Source organism: Streptomyces sp. CAI-85 (assembly GCF_013363615.1).
Classification (GTDB): Bacteria; Actinomycetota; Actinomycetes; order Streptomycetales; family Streptomycetaceae; genus Streptomyces; species Streptomyces antibioticus_B.
The window spans coordinates 1-15,215 of the sequence record NZ_JAANNX010000088.1 but is presented as its reverse complement, the minus strand read 5'-3'; the positions used below and the strand labels follow the sequence as shown (position 1 = coordinate 15,215).

Below are 15,215 nucleotides of genomic sequence, written 5' to 3'. Positions count from 1 at the left end.
TGTGGTCGGCGGTGATGTTCGCGCCGTCCTCCGTGCGGAGCAGGTTCTCCAGCAGGACCTTCAGGCTGTAGGGGAGTCGGGCCGAGCCCTCCACCTTGTCCAGGCGGAAGATCTCGTACGACTCGTCGCCCACCGGCAGCGTGCTGCGGGCGTCGAAGCTGTTCGCCGACACGACGGTCTCCTTCATTGATGTGCGCGTACCACCGCATCCTGCCGCCACGCGGGCTTGGCCGATCCGCTAAGGTCAGGCTAAGTTAGGTAACCCTTACTGGGGTGGCGGCTGCGGTGCGCCTCGGCAGATATCTCGATGTCGAGATAACTCTAGTACATGGGGGCTGGATGGTCATGCCCGGGCTCGCGAGGGGAGCCGGGTGGCGCTGCGCGCTGCGCCGACGCCGCCGCGCCGGGGCTTGGCCGCCGGGCCGGCCATACGGGGGCGGATGCGGGGTATCCGCCGGGCGAGGCCGAACCGGCACCGCCGACAGAAGGAGCTTCCATGCCCCTCACGTTCCGCAAGAGCTTCCGCATCCTCCCGGGCGTGCGGCTGAACATCAACAAGCGCTCCTGGTCCATCACCACCGGTGGGCGGCACGGCCCGCGCCACACCCACAGCAGCACGGGACGTCGTACGACATCGATGGATTTGCCCGGACCTTTCGGGTGGCGTCGGACCCGTAATGCCAGGCGGCGTTGACGGGGCATCACCCGAATGGACCCCCCAGGAGGCGCCATCTCATATCTGAGATAGCCTCAGCCTCATGGCAGACGACTACCTCGTACGTATCGGCAAGCTCATCCGCGACGCCCGACAGCACCGCGGCTGGACACAGGCACAGCTTGCCGAGGCGCTGGGAACCAGCCAGAGTGCGGTCAACCGCATCGAGCGCGGCAACCAGAACATCAGCCTTGAGATGATCGCCCGCATCGGTGAGGCGCTCGACAGTGAGATCGTCTCTCTGGGCTATGCCGGACCGATGCATCTGCGGGTGGTGGGCGGCCGTCGGCTGTCCGGCGCCATCGACGTCAAGACCAGCAAGAACGCGTGTGTGGCACTGCTGTGCGCCTCGTTGCTCAACCGGGGGCGGACGGTCCTGCGGCGGGTCGCCCGGATCGAGGAGGTCTACCGCCTGCTGGAGGTGCTCAGCTCCATCGGCGTGCGCACCCGCTGGATCAACGGCGGGGTGGACCTGGAGATCGTGCCGCCGAGCGCGCTGGACATGGACGCGATCGACGCCGAGGCCGCCGTCCGCACCCGCTCCATCATCATGTTCCTCGGTCCGCTGCTGCACCGCATGGACGCCTTCAAGCTGCCCTACGCGGGCGGTTGCGACCTCGGCACCCGGACCATCGAGCCGCACATGATCGCGCTGCGCCGGTTCGGGCTGGACATCGCGGCGACGGAGGGGCAGTACCACGCCGTCGTCGACCGCGCCGTCCGGCCGGACCGGCCCATCGTGCTGACCGAGCGCGGGGACACGGTCACCGAGAACGCGCTGCTGGCGGCCGCCCGGCACGACGGCGTGACCGTCATCCGCAACGCGTCGTCCAACTACATGGTCCAGGACCTGTGCTTCTTCCTGGAGGCGCTGGGCGTGCGGGTGGACGGCATCGGCACCACCACCCTCACCGTCCACGGTGTGCCGGACATCGATGTCGACGTGGACTACTCGCCCTCCGAGGACCCGGTCGAGGCGATGAGCCTGCTCGCCGCCGCGGTGGTGACGGAGTCGGAGCTGACGGTCCGCCGGGTGCCCATCGAGTTCCTGGAGATCGAGCTGGCGGTCCTGGAGGAGATGGGCCTCGACCACGACCGCACGCCCGAGTACGTCGCCGACAACGGCCGCACCCGGCTGGTGGACCTCACCGTCCGGCCCTCCAAGCTGGAGGCGCCGATCGACAAGATCCACCCGATGCCCTTCCCCGGCCTGAACATCGACAACGTCCCCTTCTTCGCGGCGATCGCGGCCGTCGCGTCCGGCAAGACCCTCATCCACGACTGGGTCTACGACAACCGCGCGATCTACCTCACCGACCTCAACCGCCTCGGCGGCCGCCTCCAGCTCCTCGACCCGCACCGCGTCCTGGTCGAGGGCCCCACCCGCTGGCGCGCCGCCGAGATGATGTGCCCGCCGGCCCTGCGCCCCGCGGTCGTCGTCCTGCTGGCGATGATGGCGGCGGAGGGCACGTCGGTGCTCCGCAACGTCTATGTCATCAACCGGGGTTACGAGGACCTGGCGGAGCGGCTGAACTCGATCGGGGCGCAGATCGAGATCTTCCGGGACATTTGATACGACGATGCCGCCGCATCCGCCCGCTGGGGCCGCCATGTCAGCTGCGGGCCGGGACCGCACTCATCACCCGCGGCGAGTTCTCCGTCGTCATCGTCGGCCTGGCAGGCACGTCGGACCAGCGCCTCGGGGCACTGGTGGCCTCCTCCGTGATGGTCCCGGTCCCCCGTGACACCCCCGGTCGAACACCGGCAGATGTCTGGGGCGCTGCTCGTCGGTCAGCCGGCCACCTCCCCGGCGAGCCGGTGCGCCGGCATTCCGTCGAGGCCACCGGCCGGGCGCCCGGCCGGTTCCACCCGCTCGACCCCCGGTTCCTGCGCGGCGCAGGCGTGTTCGTCCGCGCGCGGGGCGTGCGGATCGCCGGACCTGCCGTGCGGGGTGGACGTCTCGCCGGGCCTGCCGTGCGGGGTGGACGTCTCGCCGGGGGTGAGGCAGAGCACTCGGTGGGCACGGCCCGCTCGGTGAACAGGGCCGGGAGGCCGCCCGGTGCCGCCAGAGCGGCCTCTTCGTTGCGGCGCAGCCGCCCTCCGGGCCGTCCGCGGCCCGGACGGCCCGTCGTCGGGGTGGGCGGCCTGCGCCGGCAGGCGCCGCGTTCCGTCCGGGAGACCCGGCCCGGCGCGGTGTCGGCCGTCTCAGGTGTAGATGATCTGGCCGCCGGCCGCGTGTTCGTAGAACTCGCCGACCGTGATGATGCCCTGTACCTGCTCGACCAGGTCGTCCTTGTCGAGTTCGAAGAGGTCGACGGACGCCTTGCAGGCGTAGATGCCGGCGCCGGTGTCGGCGATCATCTCGATGAACTCGGGGATCGGGGGGATGTCGAGCTTGTCCATCTTGCGTTCCAGGGAGCGGGTGACCAGGGCGGGGACACCCGGCATGCCGCCCAGCAGGGTCGGCAGGTGCAGTCCGGGGTTGCCGACGGTGGCGAGCTTGATGTGCTCCCAGCGCTTCCTGGTGATGGCGTCCAGACCGAAGAAGGTGAAGAACAGGTCGGCCTCGATGCCCTCGGCTCGGGCGCCGTTGGCCATGATCAGGGCGGGGTAGATCCCTTCCAGGGATCCCTTGGAGACGATGATCGAGACCTTCTCGATGGTTACGGTGTCGGCCATGACCGATGGTGCTCCTCAGATGCAGCCGCGGGGCTTGGGGATGCCGGCGATCTTCGCGGCGGTCTTCGCCGGTCCCTTGGGGAAGAGCTGGTAGAGCTCCTTGACGCTCACGCCGGAGGTCTTGCCGAGCACCCGGACTGTGGGGCCGGTGCCCTTGGCCGCGTACTGGTCTCGCATGAAGCGGATGACGATCCAGTGCCGGTCGGTCAGCGCGTCGACGCCGGCCTCCCTGGCGAGCTGCTCGGCCATCGGCTCCGTCCAGCGGGCCGGGTCGGTGAAGAAGCCCTCGTCGTCGACGGGGACGGTGGTGTCGGCGTAGGTGGCGGTGGGCATGACGGGGTCCTCTCCTGTCAGGGGTCAGCCGGACACGTGGTGCTTGCCGTGCTCGGGCATCGCCGAGCCGATGCCGGGTAGTTCCCGGCCGGGCAGCAGGCTGTGCCAGTACAGCCACTCGAAGGCGAGCTTGCCGAGATGGGCGGCGTACGACTCCTTCAGCAGCGGCAGCCCGACCGGGCCCGGGAAATGGCCGGGCAGCGGCTCGGTGTCGTAGTTGAAGTCGATCAGCAGCGCCTTGTGGAATCCGGTCTCCACGAAGCAGTTGGCATGCCCGTCGAAGGAGGCGTCCACCGGCTGCCCGGCGAGGAAGCGGCCGATGTTGTGCACCAGCACCTCGCCCTCGAAGTGCGCCACCGAGCCCGCCTTGGAGGCGGGCAGGCCGGCCGCGTCGCCGATGGCGAACACCTCCGGATGGGCAGGATGTTGCAGCGTGTGCGGGTCGACGGGCACGAAGTCCAGTTCGTCGCCCAGCCCCTCGGAGCGGCCCACGTACTCCGCGCCGCCGTGCAGCGGGACGACGACCGCCAGATCGAACGGCAACACCCGCTCGTCGTACGACACCAGCCGGCCACCCGGGCCGTCCACCTCACCGAGGGTGAACTCCGTGACCAGTTCGATGTCCTTCTCCTTGAGCAGCCCGCCCAGCGCCCTGGCCGCGACCGGCTTGGTGAACGCACCGTCGAGCGGGGTGGCGTACGCCAACTGGACCCGGTCGCGGACACCCCGGCGGCGGAAGTACCAGTCCGCCAGGAACGCGAACTCCAAAGGCGCGACCGGACACTTGAGGGGCAGGTCGGCGACGTCGATCACCACACGGCCCCCCTCGAAGCGTTCCAACGCGTCGTGCAGACCGGCGGCGCCGGGCAGGTCGTAGAAGGTGAAGACCTTCTCACCCCAGCCGGGGCCGGTCAGCCCCTCGGTCTCCTCCGGCAGCAGCCGAGCCCCGGTGGCGACCACGAGGACGTCGTACGGCAGCCGGATGCCACCGGCGAGGTGCACGGTCCTCGCGTCCAGGTCGACCCGTTCGATCCGCGCCTGCTTGTAGTCCCCGGCCGCGTTCATCTGCCGGGGGCGTGAGCGCACCAGATGGCGCGGCTGGGCCAGCCCGAACGGCACGAACAGCAGACCCGGCTGGTAGAGGTGATCGTCGTCCTGGTCGACGACCGTGACCCGGCACTCGTCCTGGTCGTACGTACGACACAGGCGGTTGGCCGTCATGGTGCCGGCGGTTCCGCCGCCGAGAATCACGATGTGTTTGCCCATGACCCCACTGTCGTGCGGGAGATGACGGCCGGACATGGGCCGCAGGTCCCCACCCCGAGTACCCACTGGGGTATGTCTCGGCCGGGCCTTGCGCCTCTGGAACTCATCGGTCCGGCACGAGTACCCTGAAAAAATACCCAGCAGGGTATTCGGCCACGATGCCGGGCACGAGGGCCGAACGGCTCCCGACGCGCCCCGTCGGCCCCTTCCCCCCCGCCCGGCGCTCAGCGGTCGACTGGAACCCGGATCAGTCGCGTCGGAGAGAAGGGCTCGGCCATGACCGGCAGCACAGCGCAGACCCTCGGTACGAACCGCCCCCAGTCCGTGGACGTGCACCGGCTGGAGGTCGTCCACGTCGAGGGCGACGCCTACACCGTGGACGTCCGCGAACACCGCCTCCAGGTCGACCAGCCGCCGGCGGCGGGAGGCACCGACACCGCGCCCACACCCACCGAGCTCTTCGCGGCCTCCCTCGCGACCTGTGTGGCGTTCTACGCGGGCCGCTACCTCCATCGGCACGGCCTGCCCCAAGCCGGCCTGCGCGTCCGCACGGAGTTCACCATGGCCACCGACCGACCGCCACGTGTCGCTTCCCTGCGGCTCGTGATCGAACCGCCGCCGGAGCTGCCCGAGCACCGCCGCGCGGGCCTGCTGGCCGTGGCCTCGCACTGCACGGTCCACAACACCCTCCGCCGGCCGCCCGAGATCGACATCGAGGTGGGGCCATGAGTACGACGTCGACGCCGGTCGTATCGGCGCTGGTGGACCGCGTCCGGGGTGACCTGATCGGTGACGACCAGGTACTGGACGGCCCGTACGGTCCGAAGCGCATCGTCTACGCCGACTACACCGCCTCCGGCCGCGCCCTCGGCTTCGTCGAGGACTTCGTCCGCGAGCAGGTGCTGCCGCGCTACGGCAACACCCACACGGAGAGCTCCAGCACCGGGCTGCAGACGACCCGGCTGCGCGAGGACGCGCGCCGCATCATCCGGGACGCGGTCGGCGGAACCGAGGACGACCTGGTGATCTTCTGCGGCTCCGGCGCCACGGCGGCGGTCAACAAGCTGGTCGGCATCATGGAGCTGCGCCGCCCGGAGAGGCCACCCGAGGCCGAGCGCCCCGTGGTCCTCGTCGGGCCGTACGAGCACCACTCCAACGAACTGCCCTGGCGCGAATCGATCGCCGACGTGGTCGTGATCGACGAGGACCCCGACGGCCACATCGACCTCGCCGAACTCGAAGCGGAGCTACGGCGGTACGCCGACCGCCCGCTGTTGATCGGCAGCTTCTCCGCCGCCTCCAACGTCACCGGCATCCTCACGGACACCGACCGCGTCGCGCGCCTGCTGCACGCGTACGGCGCCCTGTCCTTCTGGGACTACGCGGCGGCGGCACCGTACATCCCCGTCCGGGCGGCCGAGAGCGCACCGGGCGCCGGGGACCACAAGGACGCGCTGTTCCTGTCCCCGCACAAGTTCGTCGGCGGCCCGCAGACCCCGGGCGTGCTCGTCGTCCGGCGCGCACTCGTGCGCAACCCGGTGCCCACCGCGCCCGGCGGCGGCACGGTCGCCTTCGTCGATCCGCTCGGCCACCGCTATCTCGACGACCCGGTGGCCCGCGAGGAGGGCGGCACCCCGGCGATCGTCGAGTCCGTCCGGGCCGGACTGGTCTTCGCCCTCAAGCAGGCGGTCGGCACCGACACCATCCAGGCCGCCGAGGAGCGCCACTGGCGCCGCGCCCTCGCGGCCTGGGAGGGCAACCCCGGCATCGAGATCCTCGGCAACCACCACGCCCGCCGCCTGTCCATCGTCTCGTTCCGCATCCGCCACGGCGCACGCTCCTACCTGCATCACCACTACGTCGTCGCCCTGCTCAACGACCTGTTCGGCATCCAGGCCCGCGGTGGCTGCTCCTGCGCGGGCCCCTACGGCCACCGCCTGCTCGCGATCGACTCCCCCACCTCCCACGCGCTGCTCGACGAGGTCGTCCACGGCTGCGACGGCATCAAACCGGGCTGGGCCCGGGTGAACTTCAACTACTTCATCAGCGACACGGTCCGCGACTACCTCATCGACGCCGTGGATCTGATCGCCACGCACGGCCACCGGCTGCTTCCCGACTACCGCTTCGACGCGCATACCGGACAGTGGCGTCACCGCAGCGGCACCGCCCGACCCCCGCTGCGCCTGACCGACGTGCGCTTCGGCACCGACGGCCGGATCACCGCCCCGGCCGTCCGACACCGCCGGCTGGGCGAGGCGGCGCTGGCCGGCCAACTCGCCCGTGCCCGTGCGGTGCTGACGGCCGGTCCCGACCACCTGGACGACGGCCCCACCGGACTGCCGGTCGACTTCGAGCGCATGCGCTGGTTCCCGCTGCCGCCCGTCTGTGTGGAACACACTCGGGCCGGCGCCGGTTGAGCCGAGCGGGCCAATACACCCCGGCGGGTATGTGTGAGCGGGAGGGAATACCGTGCCGGCCGTGGTACTGGCCAAGGACGGCTTCGAGGAGACCGTCACCGGCTCCGAGATCCTGCTGATCGGCTTCCGGGCCGCCCGGTGCGGCCCCTGCCGGATGTTCGGCCCCGTCTGCGCGAAGGCCGCCGAGCGCCGCCCGGACCTCGTATCCGGGGGAAGGCCGACGCCGAGGCGCAGCCCGAACTCGCCGCCGCCTTCCGGATGCCCTCCACCCCCACCCTGACGGCCGCCCGCAATCGGACGACCCTGCCTGCGCAGCCGGGCACGCCGCCGCCATCCAGGCGCCCTCCACCCCCACCCTGACGGCCGCCCGCGACCGGACGACCCCGCCTGCACAGCCGGGCACGCCGCCGCCATCCAGGCGCCCTCCACCCCCACCCTGACGACCGCCCGCGACCGGACGACCCCGCCTGCGCAGCCGGGCACGCCGCCGCGGGCCCTGGGGGAACCGATCGGGAAGATCCGCGCCGTCGACATGGACGACGCGCGCCGGCAGGCGGCCGCTGGATCGACGGAAGCGAACTGACGCCCAGGACGCCCAGGACGCCCACCGCGCCCGCCAGGCGTGACGGGGCGTCCCGGAAGGCCGGGTTCAGCGGCCGCGTAGAGCCGTGAGCGCCTCAGCGAGGTCGGCCGGGCGCGGTCGGTTGTGCGGCAGCCTGCCCAAGAGGGCCGCCATGCCGCAGGTGTCGGTGAGGGCGGAGAAGACCAGGCCGCCCGCGACGCCGGCCGAGACCAGCAGCACGGCCGGGTGCACGAGCAAGCCGAGAACGAGGCCGAGGAGTACCAGGGTGCCGGCGGTGAACCGGACCTGGCGTTCCATGCTCCAGCCGGCCCGCGTGTCACAGGCCGCCGGGGTGTGCAGGTCGTGCCCCTGGGCGGCCCAGGCGCCGGTGCCGCCGGCGAGGGTGACGGCGGTGACGCCCTGCTCGGCCAGCAGCCTGCAGGCGTTCTCCGATCGGGCGCCCGAGGCGCACACGACGAGCACGTCACCGCGCTCGGCGGCGTGCCGTATCTCCGGCAGCGTCCGCCGGACCCGGTCGAGCGGGATGTTCAGAGCGCCGGGCAGATGGCCGGAGGCATACTCGGCGGGCGTGCGCACGTCGATGACGATCAGCTCGTTCAGACGGGTGCGGGCCTGGTCGACGCCGAGCGCGACAGGGGCTGGGGAGTTGGTCATGACAGGTGTCATCCTTGGTGGTCGACGCCGTCCCGAACCGGGACGTACTGTACCCCTAGGGGTATTGCAACAGGAGTGGTCGTGGAACTGGAACTTGAGGGTGCGGACCTGAAGGCCGTGCTGAACCGTCTGCGCCGCGCGCAGGGTCAGATCGCCGGAGTGATCCGGATGATCGAGGAGGGGCGCGACTGCGAGGACGTCGTCACACAGCTGGCCGCCGCCTCACGCGCGCTGGACCGGGCCGGCTTCGCCATCATCGCCACCGGCCTGCAGCAGTGCCTGACCGACGTGGAGTCCGGACGCAGGAACGGTGAGGACCCGGATGCGATGCGCGCCCGGCTGGAGAAGCTGTTTCTCTCCCTGGCGTGAGGATGCCCACCGCGGCCTTCACAGCAGCGCGTCGATGAGCATGAAGACCGCGACCGCCAGCAGCACCAGGGCGAAGATCCGCTGAAGCGCGGGCCCGGAGACCTTCGCGGCCAGCCGCTTGCCGTCCCAGGCCCCGAGGATCGCGGCCCCGATGAACGGGCCGACGACCGCCCAGTCCAGCCCCTCGACCGTACGGGCCCGCATCGACAGCGCGGCCAGCGAGTTGACGGTGATGACCAGCAGGCTGGTACCCACCGCGGAGCGCATCCGCATGCCGAGCACCCCGACCAGCGCCGGTACGGCGAGGAAGCCGCCGCCGACTCCGAGGACACCGGTGACCGCGCCGAGCCCGGCACCGGCCGCGGCCGCCCGCCCCGGCCGTACCGTCACAGGGCCCTCCGCGGCGGGCCGGGAGCGCAGCATGCGCACGGCGGCCGCTCCCGCGACCACGCCGAACGCGGCGGTGAGGACGCCCGCCGGGATGCGGGTGGCGAGCGCGGCGCCGAGCATCGCCGGGCCGATCCCGGCCGCCGCGAACAGCAGCCCGGTACGCCAGCGCACCTGCCCGTCGCGGGCGTGCGCGACCAGCGCCGTGACAGAGGTGATGGTGACGATGACCAGGCTCGCGGTCGTCGCGCCGACCGGACTGAAGCCGAGCAGGTAGATCAGGGCGGGCACGGCCAGGACGCTGCCGCCGCCCCCGAGCGCGCCGAGCGCCAGGCCGATGACCGCTCCGGCGGCCAGGGCGAGTACGACCGCGCTCACGCGACCGTGCCGTTCCGGCCTCGCTCGTCCACGACCGGCAGCCCCGCCGCGGCCCAGTCGCGCATCCCGCCGACCACGTCCACCGCCTGCGCGCCGCGCGCGGCCAGCAGTTCGGCGGCCTGCCGGGAGCGGTTCCCGGAGCGGCAGATCACGACCAGGGGCCGCGCCTGTGCCGGGGCGGGCAGCGCCGCTCCGGCGGCCAGTGCCGACAGGGGCAGGTGCACGGCTCGCGGCGCACGGCCGGCCTGCCACTCGTACGGCTCGCGCACGTCCAGCAGTACGGCGTCTCCGTCACCGCCGGTATGGCCGGTGCGCACGGCCGCTTGCTGCACGGTCACGCGCCCCGGGCCGCCCGTGCCTCGCCGGAAGATGCTCATCTCGGTTTCTCGCTCCCTGTTTCGTGTGTCGGTGCGGCTGGATCGGCCGGTGCCCGTGCCGTCAGGCGGTCCGGACGTCCAGTCCCGCCTTCTCGGCGGCGTCGAAGGAGTCGTCCACGGCGACGACGTCCCGGCCGGCCGCGTCCAGCAGGGAGGCGGCGATGGCGGCGCGCATGCCGCCCGCGCAGTGCACCCACACCTCGCCCTCGGGCACCTCTCCGAGACGGCGGTGCAGGGCGTGGACCGGGATGTGCACCGACCCCTCGACGTACCCGCCGGCCCGCTCCGAAGCCCGGCGCACGTCCAGGACGACGACGTCCGCGGCCCGTCCCGCGAGATCGGCGAAGGTGCCCCGCGGGAAGGAGGCCGGTGTCTCGCCCGCGCGCACCCAGTCGGCCGGCCCGCCGTCGGCCGCGGCGGCCGGCCGGTCGATACCCACCCGCACCAGCTCACGCTGGGCGGCGGCGATCTGCTCGGGCGACTCGGCGAGCAGCGTGACCGGCTTGCCCCAGGGGATCAGCCAGGCCAGGTAGGTGGCGAGCTGCCCCTCCGCCTCGAAGTTGAACGAGCCCGCGAGGTGCCCTTCGGCGAAGGCGACCCGGCTGCGCAGGTCGACCACCCACTCACCCGCCGCCAGCCTCGCGGCGATCTCCTCGGCGTCGGCCGCGGACGGCGGGGTGAGGTCCACGGGAGCGGGACCGGCGGCGTTGACCGGGCCCATGTGCGTGTAGTAGGCGGGGATGTCGTCCAGACCGGCCAGCAGGTCGGCGACGAACGTGTCCACGTCCCGGGTCAGCGCCTCGTTGGACGCCTTCTCCTTGCCGATGGTCGTCTCGCTGCCCTCCGCCTGCGCCGACGAGCAGAAGCTGCCGAAGCCATGGGTGGGCAGCACGGCCGTCTCGTCGGGCAGTTCGGCCGCCAGCCGGTGCGCGGAGGCGTGCTGGGCGCGGGCGAGTCGTGTGGTCAGACGCGGTTCGACCAGATCGGGGCGGCCGACGGTGCCGATCAGCAGCGAGCCGCCGGTGAACACCGCGACCGCGGTGCCGTCGTCCTCCAGCACGTAGGAGGTGTGGTGCGGGGTGTGGCCGGGCGTCGCCAGCGCGCGCAGCAGCAGGCCGGCGTCGAGCATCGTGACGTCACCGTCGCGTACGGGCGTCCGGTCGAACGACACCCGTGCCGCGGCCGGCACCAGATAGGCGGCGCCCGCGATCCGGGCGAGCTCCAGGCCGCCGGTCACGTAGTCGTTGTGCACGTGGGTCTCGACCACGTGCGAGATCCGCACCCCGCGCCGGGCGGCCGCCGCGATCACCTGGTCCACGTCGCGCGGCGGGTCGACCACTACGGCCGTCCGCTCGCCGCCGGCGAGATAGCTGCGGTTGCCGAGCCCCGGCACCTCGATCGTGTCGACGAAGAACACGCCGCACTCCCTTCAGAGAAGAATTACCCCTGGGGGTATACATGCGAAGGTAACACAATTACCCCTGGGGGTATTTCGAGAGACAGGAAAAGCCCAGGTCAACGCCTCAAGAGCACCTCGCCCACAGCCGGACACCCGCCCCCTCGCACAAGCCACCGAGAAGAGCCCCGCCCATGGATGCGTCCGCCGGGAGGTTCCGGTCCGTGCCGCTTCGCACGGTCGACGACCCTCTGCCGCGCATCGGCCTGGTCCTCGTCGGCCACACGGACCGCCTCCCGGTGCGCGGCCGCTCGACCGACCCGGCCGCCTCGGCCCGTCACGCACGAGCGACGAGCCGATCGGCCGGGGACACGGAACCACGCCCGCGCCCGGCCGGCCCGGCGGACGTGCGGTCGCCGCCCCCCTTCGTCGCGGCCGGCGGCCGACGGAAGTCCCCGGCGATCACGATCCGCTTCCCCGCCGGCCTCCGTGCGAACCGGGCGGACGGCAGAGCGACCATCCCGGACTCGCCGACGACGGCCACGCCCACTCGGTCGAGGAGCCGTCACACCTGCGCGGCCATGGCGGCCGCCGCGCCGAGCACCCGGCACTTCGGGCACTCCCCCTCCACTCCCTCCTCGGCCTTCCGGCGCCGTCCGCCCGGTTCGCCGGCCGCCCGCCGGATGCGCTCACCCCGGGACGGCGGGGGCGAGCGGGCGGCCCGTCCGGAGAGCTTCGGCCGCCCGACCGCGAGGACGACGACGATGGCGCGTTGACAACGTCAACGGAATGATGTGATGCTCGCAACAGGTGGAGGTATACGCTCCCTACGGAATGTACCCACCTTGTATGCGACGGGTGAGAGGGGGAGGGCTGGTGCGCCAGGAGACGGTCGACGGACGGTTCCGGATCGTGGGGATTCTGGGCCGCGGGAACATGGGCGAGGTGTACCGGGCCGAGGACCTTCGGGCAGCCGCGGACTCCCCGCGCCGGGAAGTCGCCGTCAAGACCGTGCTGCGCAGCCGGACCGGAGTCGCCGTCGACGCCTCGGGGTCCGGCAAGGAGATCGACCGCTTCCGCCGCGAAGTGCGGATCATGCGCATGCTCTCCCAAGGGCACCCGAACCTCACTCTGCTGATCGACGGCGGCGTCGACCAGGAAGCGGGCGGCAGCGGCCTGCCCTACCTGGCCATGGAGCTGCTGGACGGTCATCCGCTCGCGGACCTCATCGACGAGGAGCCCCAGCTGCCGGTCTCCTGGGTCGCCGCCGTCGGAGCGCAGATCGCCGCCGGTCTCGCCGCCGCCCACACCGCCGGGGTCGTCCACCGCGACCTGAAGCCGGCCAACGCGATGCTGACCCGCGACGGCACGGTGAAGGTCCTCGACTTCGGGATGGGTTCCGTCGTCGACGACCCGGACCAGACACGGTTGACCAGCACCGGCGTCAGCGTCGGCACGGCCCGCTACATGGCGCCCGAGCAGTTCCGCGCCGAGCGGGTCTCCGCGTCCGCCGACCTCTACGCGCTCGGCTGCATCCTGTACGAACTGCTGATAGGGCGGCCGCCGTTCTCCGCCAGAACGCCCTACGAGCTCTCCGAGCAGCACCAGCACGAGAAGCCTCCGAGACTCACCCTGGTCCGCCCCGATCTGCCCGCCGAGCTGGTCCGGCTGGTGGACCGTCTGCTGGAGAAGGACGCCGAGAACCGGCCCGAGAACGCCGCCCAGGTCCGCGAGGCGCTGATCCCGCTCGCGCTCGCACCGGACGACACGGCCGCCCTGCTCGCGCCGCACTGGCAGGCGATGGACCCGGTGGCACGGCTGCGCGCCCTGCTCCCCGAGTCCGCCCCGGCCGCCCCCGCGCCGGTGCCGCGCAGGGAACCGCGGCTGCCCGAGTCGATGGACGTCTTCGGCATCCACGCCGATCTGATCGGCGAGTACGAGGACTTCACCAAGAGCGCGACGGTGATCCGGGACGCCCGCATCGGCGGCTTCGTCGCCGACGACCTGGCGGCGAAGTCGCAGTGGCCCGACCCCTGGCTGTCCCTGAACCCGTTCTTCGCCGACGGCGGCCAGGTCACCGACCTCGTACGGGACGGCGTGCTGCACCCGAGGTGCGCGGAGATCTTCCAGGCCGGCAAGAAGGAGACCTCGCCGCGCCCCGACGGCCGCCCTCTCACCTTCCACCTCCACCAGCGGCAGGCGATCGAGGCCGCGCAGGCGGGCGACTCCTATGTGCTGACCACGGGCACCGGTTCCGGCAAGTCGCTGTCGTACATCGTCCCGATCGTGGACCACGTGCTGAAGGAGCGTCAGGCGGCCGGCCCGGACGCGGGCGGCCGGGTGCGGGCGATCATCGTCTACCCGATGAACGCGCTGGCCAACTCGCAGGTGGAGGAGCTGAAGAAGTACCTGCGCCACGGCTTCGGGAAGGGCCGTGAGCCGGTCACCTTCGCCCGCTACACCGGCCAGGAGTCCACGGAGGAGCGCCGCGAGCTGCGCAGGAACCCCCCGGACATCCTGCTGACCAACTACGTGATGCTGGAGCTGATGCTGACCCGGCCGGACGACCGGTCCAGCCTGATCCGCATGGCCGAGGGGCTCCAGTTCCTCGTCTTCGACGAGCTGCACACCTACCGGGGCCGGCAGGGCGCGGACGTGGCGTTCCTCATCCGCCGGGTGCGTGAGGCCTGCCGCGCCTCCACGACCCTCCAGTGCGTCGGCACCTCGGCGACCATGTCCACCGAGGGCTCCTGGGAGGACCAGCGGCGTGAGGTGGCCAGGGTCGCGGGTCGGCTCTTCGGTACGACGGTGCTGCCGAAGCGGGTCATCGGCGAGACCCTGATCCGGGCGACCGAGGAGGCGCCGGACTCCGTGCCCGCCGAGCGACTGCGGGTCCCGGCGGCGCCCCGCGCGTACGAGGCACTCACGAAGGACCCGCTTGCCCGCTGGGTGGAGTCCCGGTTCGGTCTGGAGCGCGAGCCGGGCACGGGGCGGCTTCGCCGTTGCGCGCCGGGCACCGTCGAGGAGGCGGCAGAGGAGCTGGCCGCCGGGTCGGGAGTGGCCGAGGAGAGCGTGCGCGAGGCGATCCGCACGACCCTGGAGGCGGGCGCGCAGGCCAAGCATCCGGTGACGGAGCGGCCGCTGTTCGCGTTCAGGCTGCACCAGTTCCTCTCCAAGGGCGACACCGTCTACACGACGCTGGAGGACCCGCTCACCCGGCCGCTGACCCGCACCTACCAACTGGAGCAGCCGGACAGCGACGGCAAGCCGCTGTACCCGCTGGCGTTCTGCCGCGAGTGCGGGCAGGAGTACCTGACCGTCTGGCGCACCGAGGACGGCGGTTCCTTCCGGTACGAGCCGCGCCGGGACACCTCCGCCTCCGGGGGCCGCGAGGGCGAGGGCTACCTCTACCTGGGCATGCCCGGGGAGGACTACGAGTGGCCGGCTGATCCGCAGAAGGCCGTGGACGACCGCCGGCTGCCGGAGTCCTGGCTGGAGCCGGACGCGCAGGGTGTCACGGTCGTCAAGAAGTCGTACCGGCCCCGGTTGCCGAAGCGTGTGGTCGTGGACGCCCACGGGAACGAGTCGGGCGAGGGCCTGGTGGCCGCGTTCGTCCCGGCGCCGTTCCTGTTCTGCGTGCACTGCCAGGTCTCCTACG

At 72.0% G+C, this 15,215-nt stretch carries 17 protein-coding genes; 8 read left to right on the top strand and 9 right to left on the bottom strand.

Annotated elements, in window-relative coordinates; all coding sequences use genetic code 11:
• The coding region (locus tag G6W55_RS39115; protein ID WP_175524654.1) for a hypothetical protein at positions 1-187 on the bottom strand (187 nt) is incomplete at its 3' end.
• Positions 188-496: 309 nt separating this feature from the next.
• Here G6W55_RS39115 and G6W55_RS34855 point away from each other — a divergent pair.
• Positions 497-694 carry a DUF4236 domain-containing protein gene (locus G6W55_RS34855; RefSeq protein ID WP_175524653.1) on the top strand — a complete coding sequence of 66 codons (198 nt, stop codon included), beginning with the start codon at positions 497-499 and terminating at the stop codon, positions 692-694.
• Between the two features lie 64 nt (positions 695-758).
• Positions 759-2,288, top strand: a complete 1,530-nt coding sequence (locus G6W55_RS34850) for a UDP-N-acetylglucosamine 1-carboxyvinyltransferase (protein ID WP_175524652.1) — start codon at positions 759-761, stop codon at positions 2,286-2,288.
• A gap of 218 nt (positions 2,289-2,506) precedes the next feature.
• Here the strand turns inward: G6W55_RS34850 and G6W55_RS34845 are convergent, their stop codons facing one another.
• From G6W55_RS34845 to G6W55_RS34830, 4 genes are all read right to left on the bottom strand, one after another.
• The gene (locus G6W55_RS34845; RefSeq protein WP_175524651.1) at positions 2,507-2,728 is read right to left on the bottom strand and encodes a hypothetical protein; all 222 of its coding nucleotides are present in this window, start codon (positions 2,726-2,728) and stop codon (positions 2,507-2,509) included.
• A gap of 192 nt (positions 2,729-2,920) precedes the next feature.
• Positions 2,921-3,394, bottom strand: coding sequence for a DsrE/DsrF/DrsH-like family protein (locus G6W55_RS34840; RefSeq protein WP_175524650.1), 474 nt, complete (start codon positions 3,392-3,394; stop codon positions 2,921-2,923).
• Between the two features lie 15 nt (positions 3,395-3,409).
• Complete coding sequence (locus G6W55_RS34835; RefSeq protein WP_175524649.1) at positions 3,410-3,727, bottom strand: TusE/DsrC/DsvC family sulfur relay protein; 318 nt, start codon at positions 3,725-3,727, stop codon at positions 3,410-3,412.
• 24 nt (positions 3,728-3,751) lie between these two features.
• Positions 3,752-4,993 (bottom strand): NAD(P)/FAD-dependent oxidoreductase, encoded by a 1,242-nt coding sequence (locus G6W55_RS34830; RefSeq protein WP_175524648.1) that lies wholly within the window; start codon positions 4,991-4,993, stop codon positions 3,752-3,754.
• Positions 4,994-5,269: 276 nt separating this feature from the next.
• Here G6W55_RS34830 and G6W55_RS34825 point away from each other — a divergent pair, with 276 nt between their 5' ends.
• The 3 genes from G6W55_RS34825 to G6W55_RS39110 are packed head-to-tail and all read left to right on the top strand — an operon-like array spanning position 5,270 to position 7,693.
• Positions 5,270-5,722 (top strand): OsmC family protein, encoded by a 453-nt coding sequence (locus G6W55_RS34825; protein ID WP_175524647.1) that lies wholly within the window; start codon positions 5,270-5,272, stop codon positions 5,720-5,722.
• Positions 5,719-7,413 (top strand): aminotransferase class V-fold PLP-dependent enzyme, encoded by a 1,695-nt coding sequence (locus tag G6W55_RS34820; RefSeq protein ID WP_175524646.1) that lies wholly within the window; start codon positions 5,719-5,721, stop codon positions 7,411-7,413. The genes G6W55_RS34825 and G6W55_RS34820 overlap by 4 nt, the downstream gene beginning before the upstream one ends.
• Before the next feature lie 52 nt (positions 7,414-7,465).
• Positions 7,466-7,693: a thioredoxin domain-containing protein gene (locus G6W55_RS39110; RefSeq protein WP_309243874.1), complete on the top strand. Its 228-nt coding sequence runs from the start codon at positions 7,466-7,468 to the stop codon at positions 7,691-7,693.
• 369 nt (positions 7,694-8,062) lie between these two features.
• Here G6W55_RS39110 and G6W55_RS34810 read toward each other — a convergent pair whose 3' ends face one another.
• Positions 8,063-8,650, bottom strand: coding sequence for a rhodanese-like domain-containing protein (locus G6W55_RS34810; RefSeq protein WP_175524645.1), 588 nt, complete (start codon positions 8,648-8,650; stop codon positions 8,063-8,065).
• Positions 8,651-8,731: 81 nt separating this feature from the next.
• On the opposite strand from G6W55_RS34810, the gene G6W55_RS34805 reads away from it, so the two are divergent.
• Positions 8,732-9,019: a metal-sensitive transcriptional regulator gene (locus tag G6W55_RS34805; protein WP_175524644.1), complete on the top strand. Its 288-nt coding sequence runs from the start codon at positions 8,732-8,734 to the stop codon at positions 9,017-9,019.
• Between the two features lie 18 nt (positions 9,020-9,037).
• On the opposite strand, the gene G6W55_RS34800 is transcribed toward G6W55_RS34805, so the two are convergent.
• From G6W55_RS34800 to G6W55_RS34790, 3 genes are all read right to left on the bottom strand, one after another.
• Positions 9,038-9,784: a sulfite exporter TauE/SafE family protein gene (locus G6W55_RS34800; RefSeq protein ID WP_175524643.1), complete on the bottom strand. Its 747-nt coding sequence runs from the start codon at positions 9,782-9,784 to the stop codon at positions 9,038-9,040.
• Positions 9,781-10,161, bottom strand: coding sequence for a rhodanese-like domain-containing protein (locus tag G6W55_RS34795; RefSeq protein ID WP_175524642.1), 381 nt, complete (start codon positions 10,159-10,161; stop codon positions 9,781-9,783). The genes G6W55_RS34800 and G6W55_RS34795 overlap by 4 nt, the downstream gene beginning before the upstream one ends.
• 61 nt (positions 10,162-10,222) lie before the next feature.
• Positions 10,223-11,578: a rhodanese-like domain-containing protein gene (locus tag G6W55_RS34790; protein ID WP_175524641.1), complete on the bottom strand. Its 1,356-nt coding sequence runs from the start codon at positions 11,576-11,578 to the stop codon at positions 10,223-10,225.
• Between the two features lie 203 nt (positions 11,579-11,781).
• Here G6W55_RS34790 and G6W55_RS34785 point away from each other — a divergent pair, with 203 nt between their 5' ends.
• Both G6W55_RS34785 and G6W55_RS34780 read left to right on the top strand, forming a co-directional pair.
• Entirely contained in the window at positions 11,782-12,333 is a 552-nt protein-coding gene (locus G6W55_RS34785; RefSeq protein ID WP_175524640.1) for a hypothetical protein, read from the top strand.
• A 73-nt stretch (positions 12,334-12,406) separates the two neighbouring features.
• On the top strand, positions 12,407-15,215 hold a 2,809-nt coding region (locus G6W55_RS34780; RefSeq protein WP_217687764.1), incomplete at its 3' end, for a protein kinase.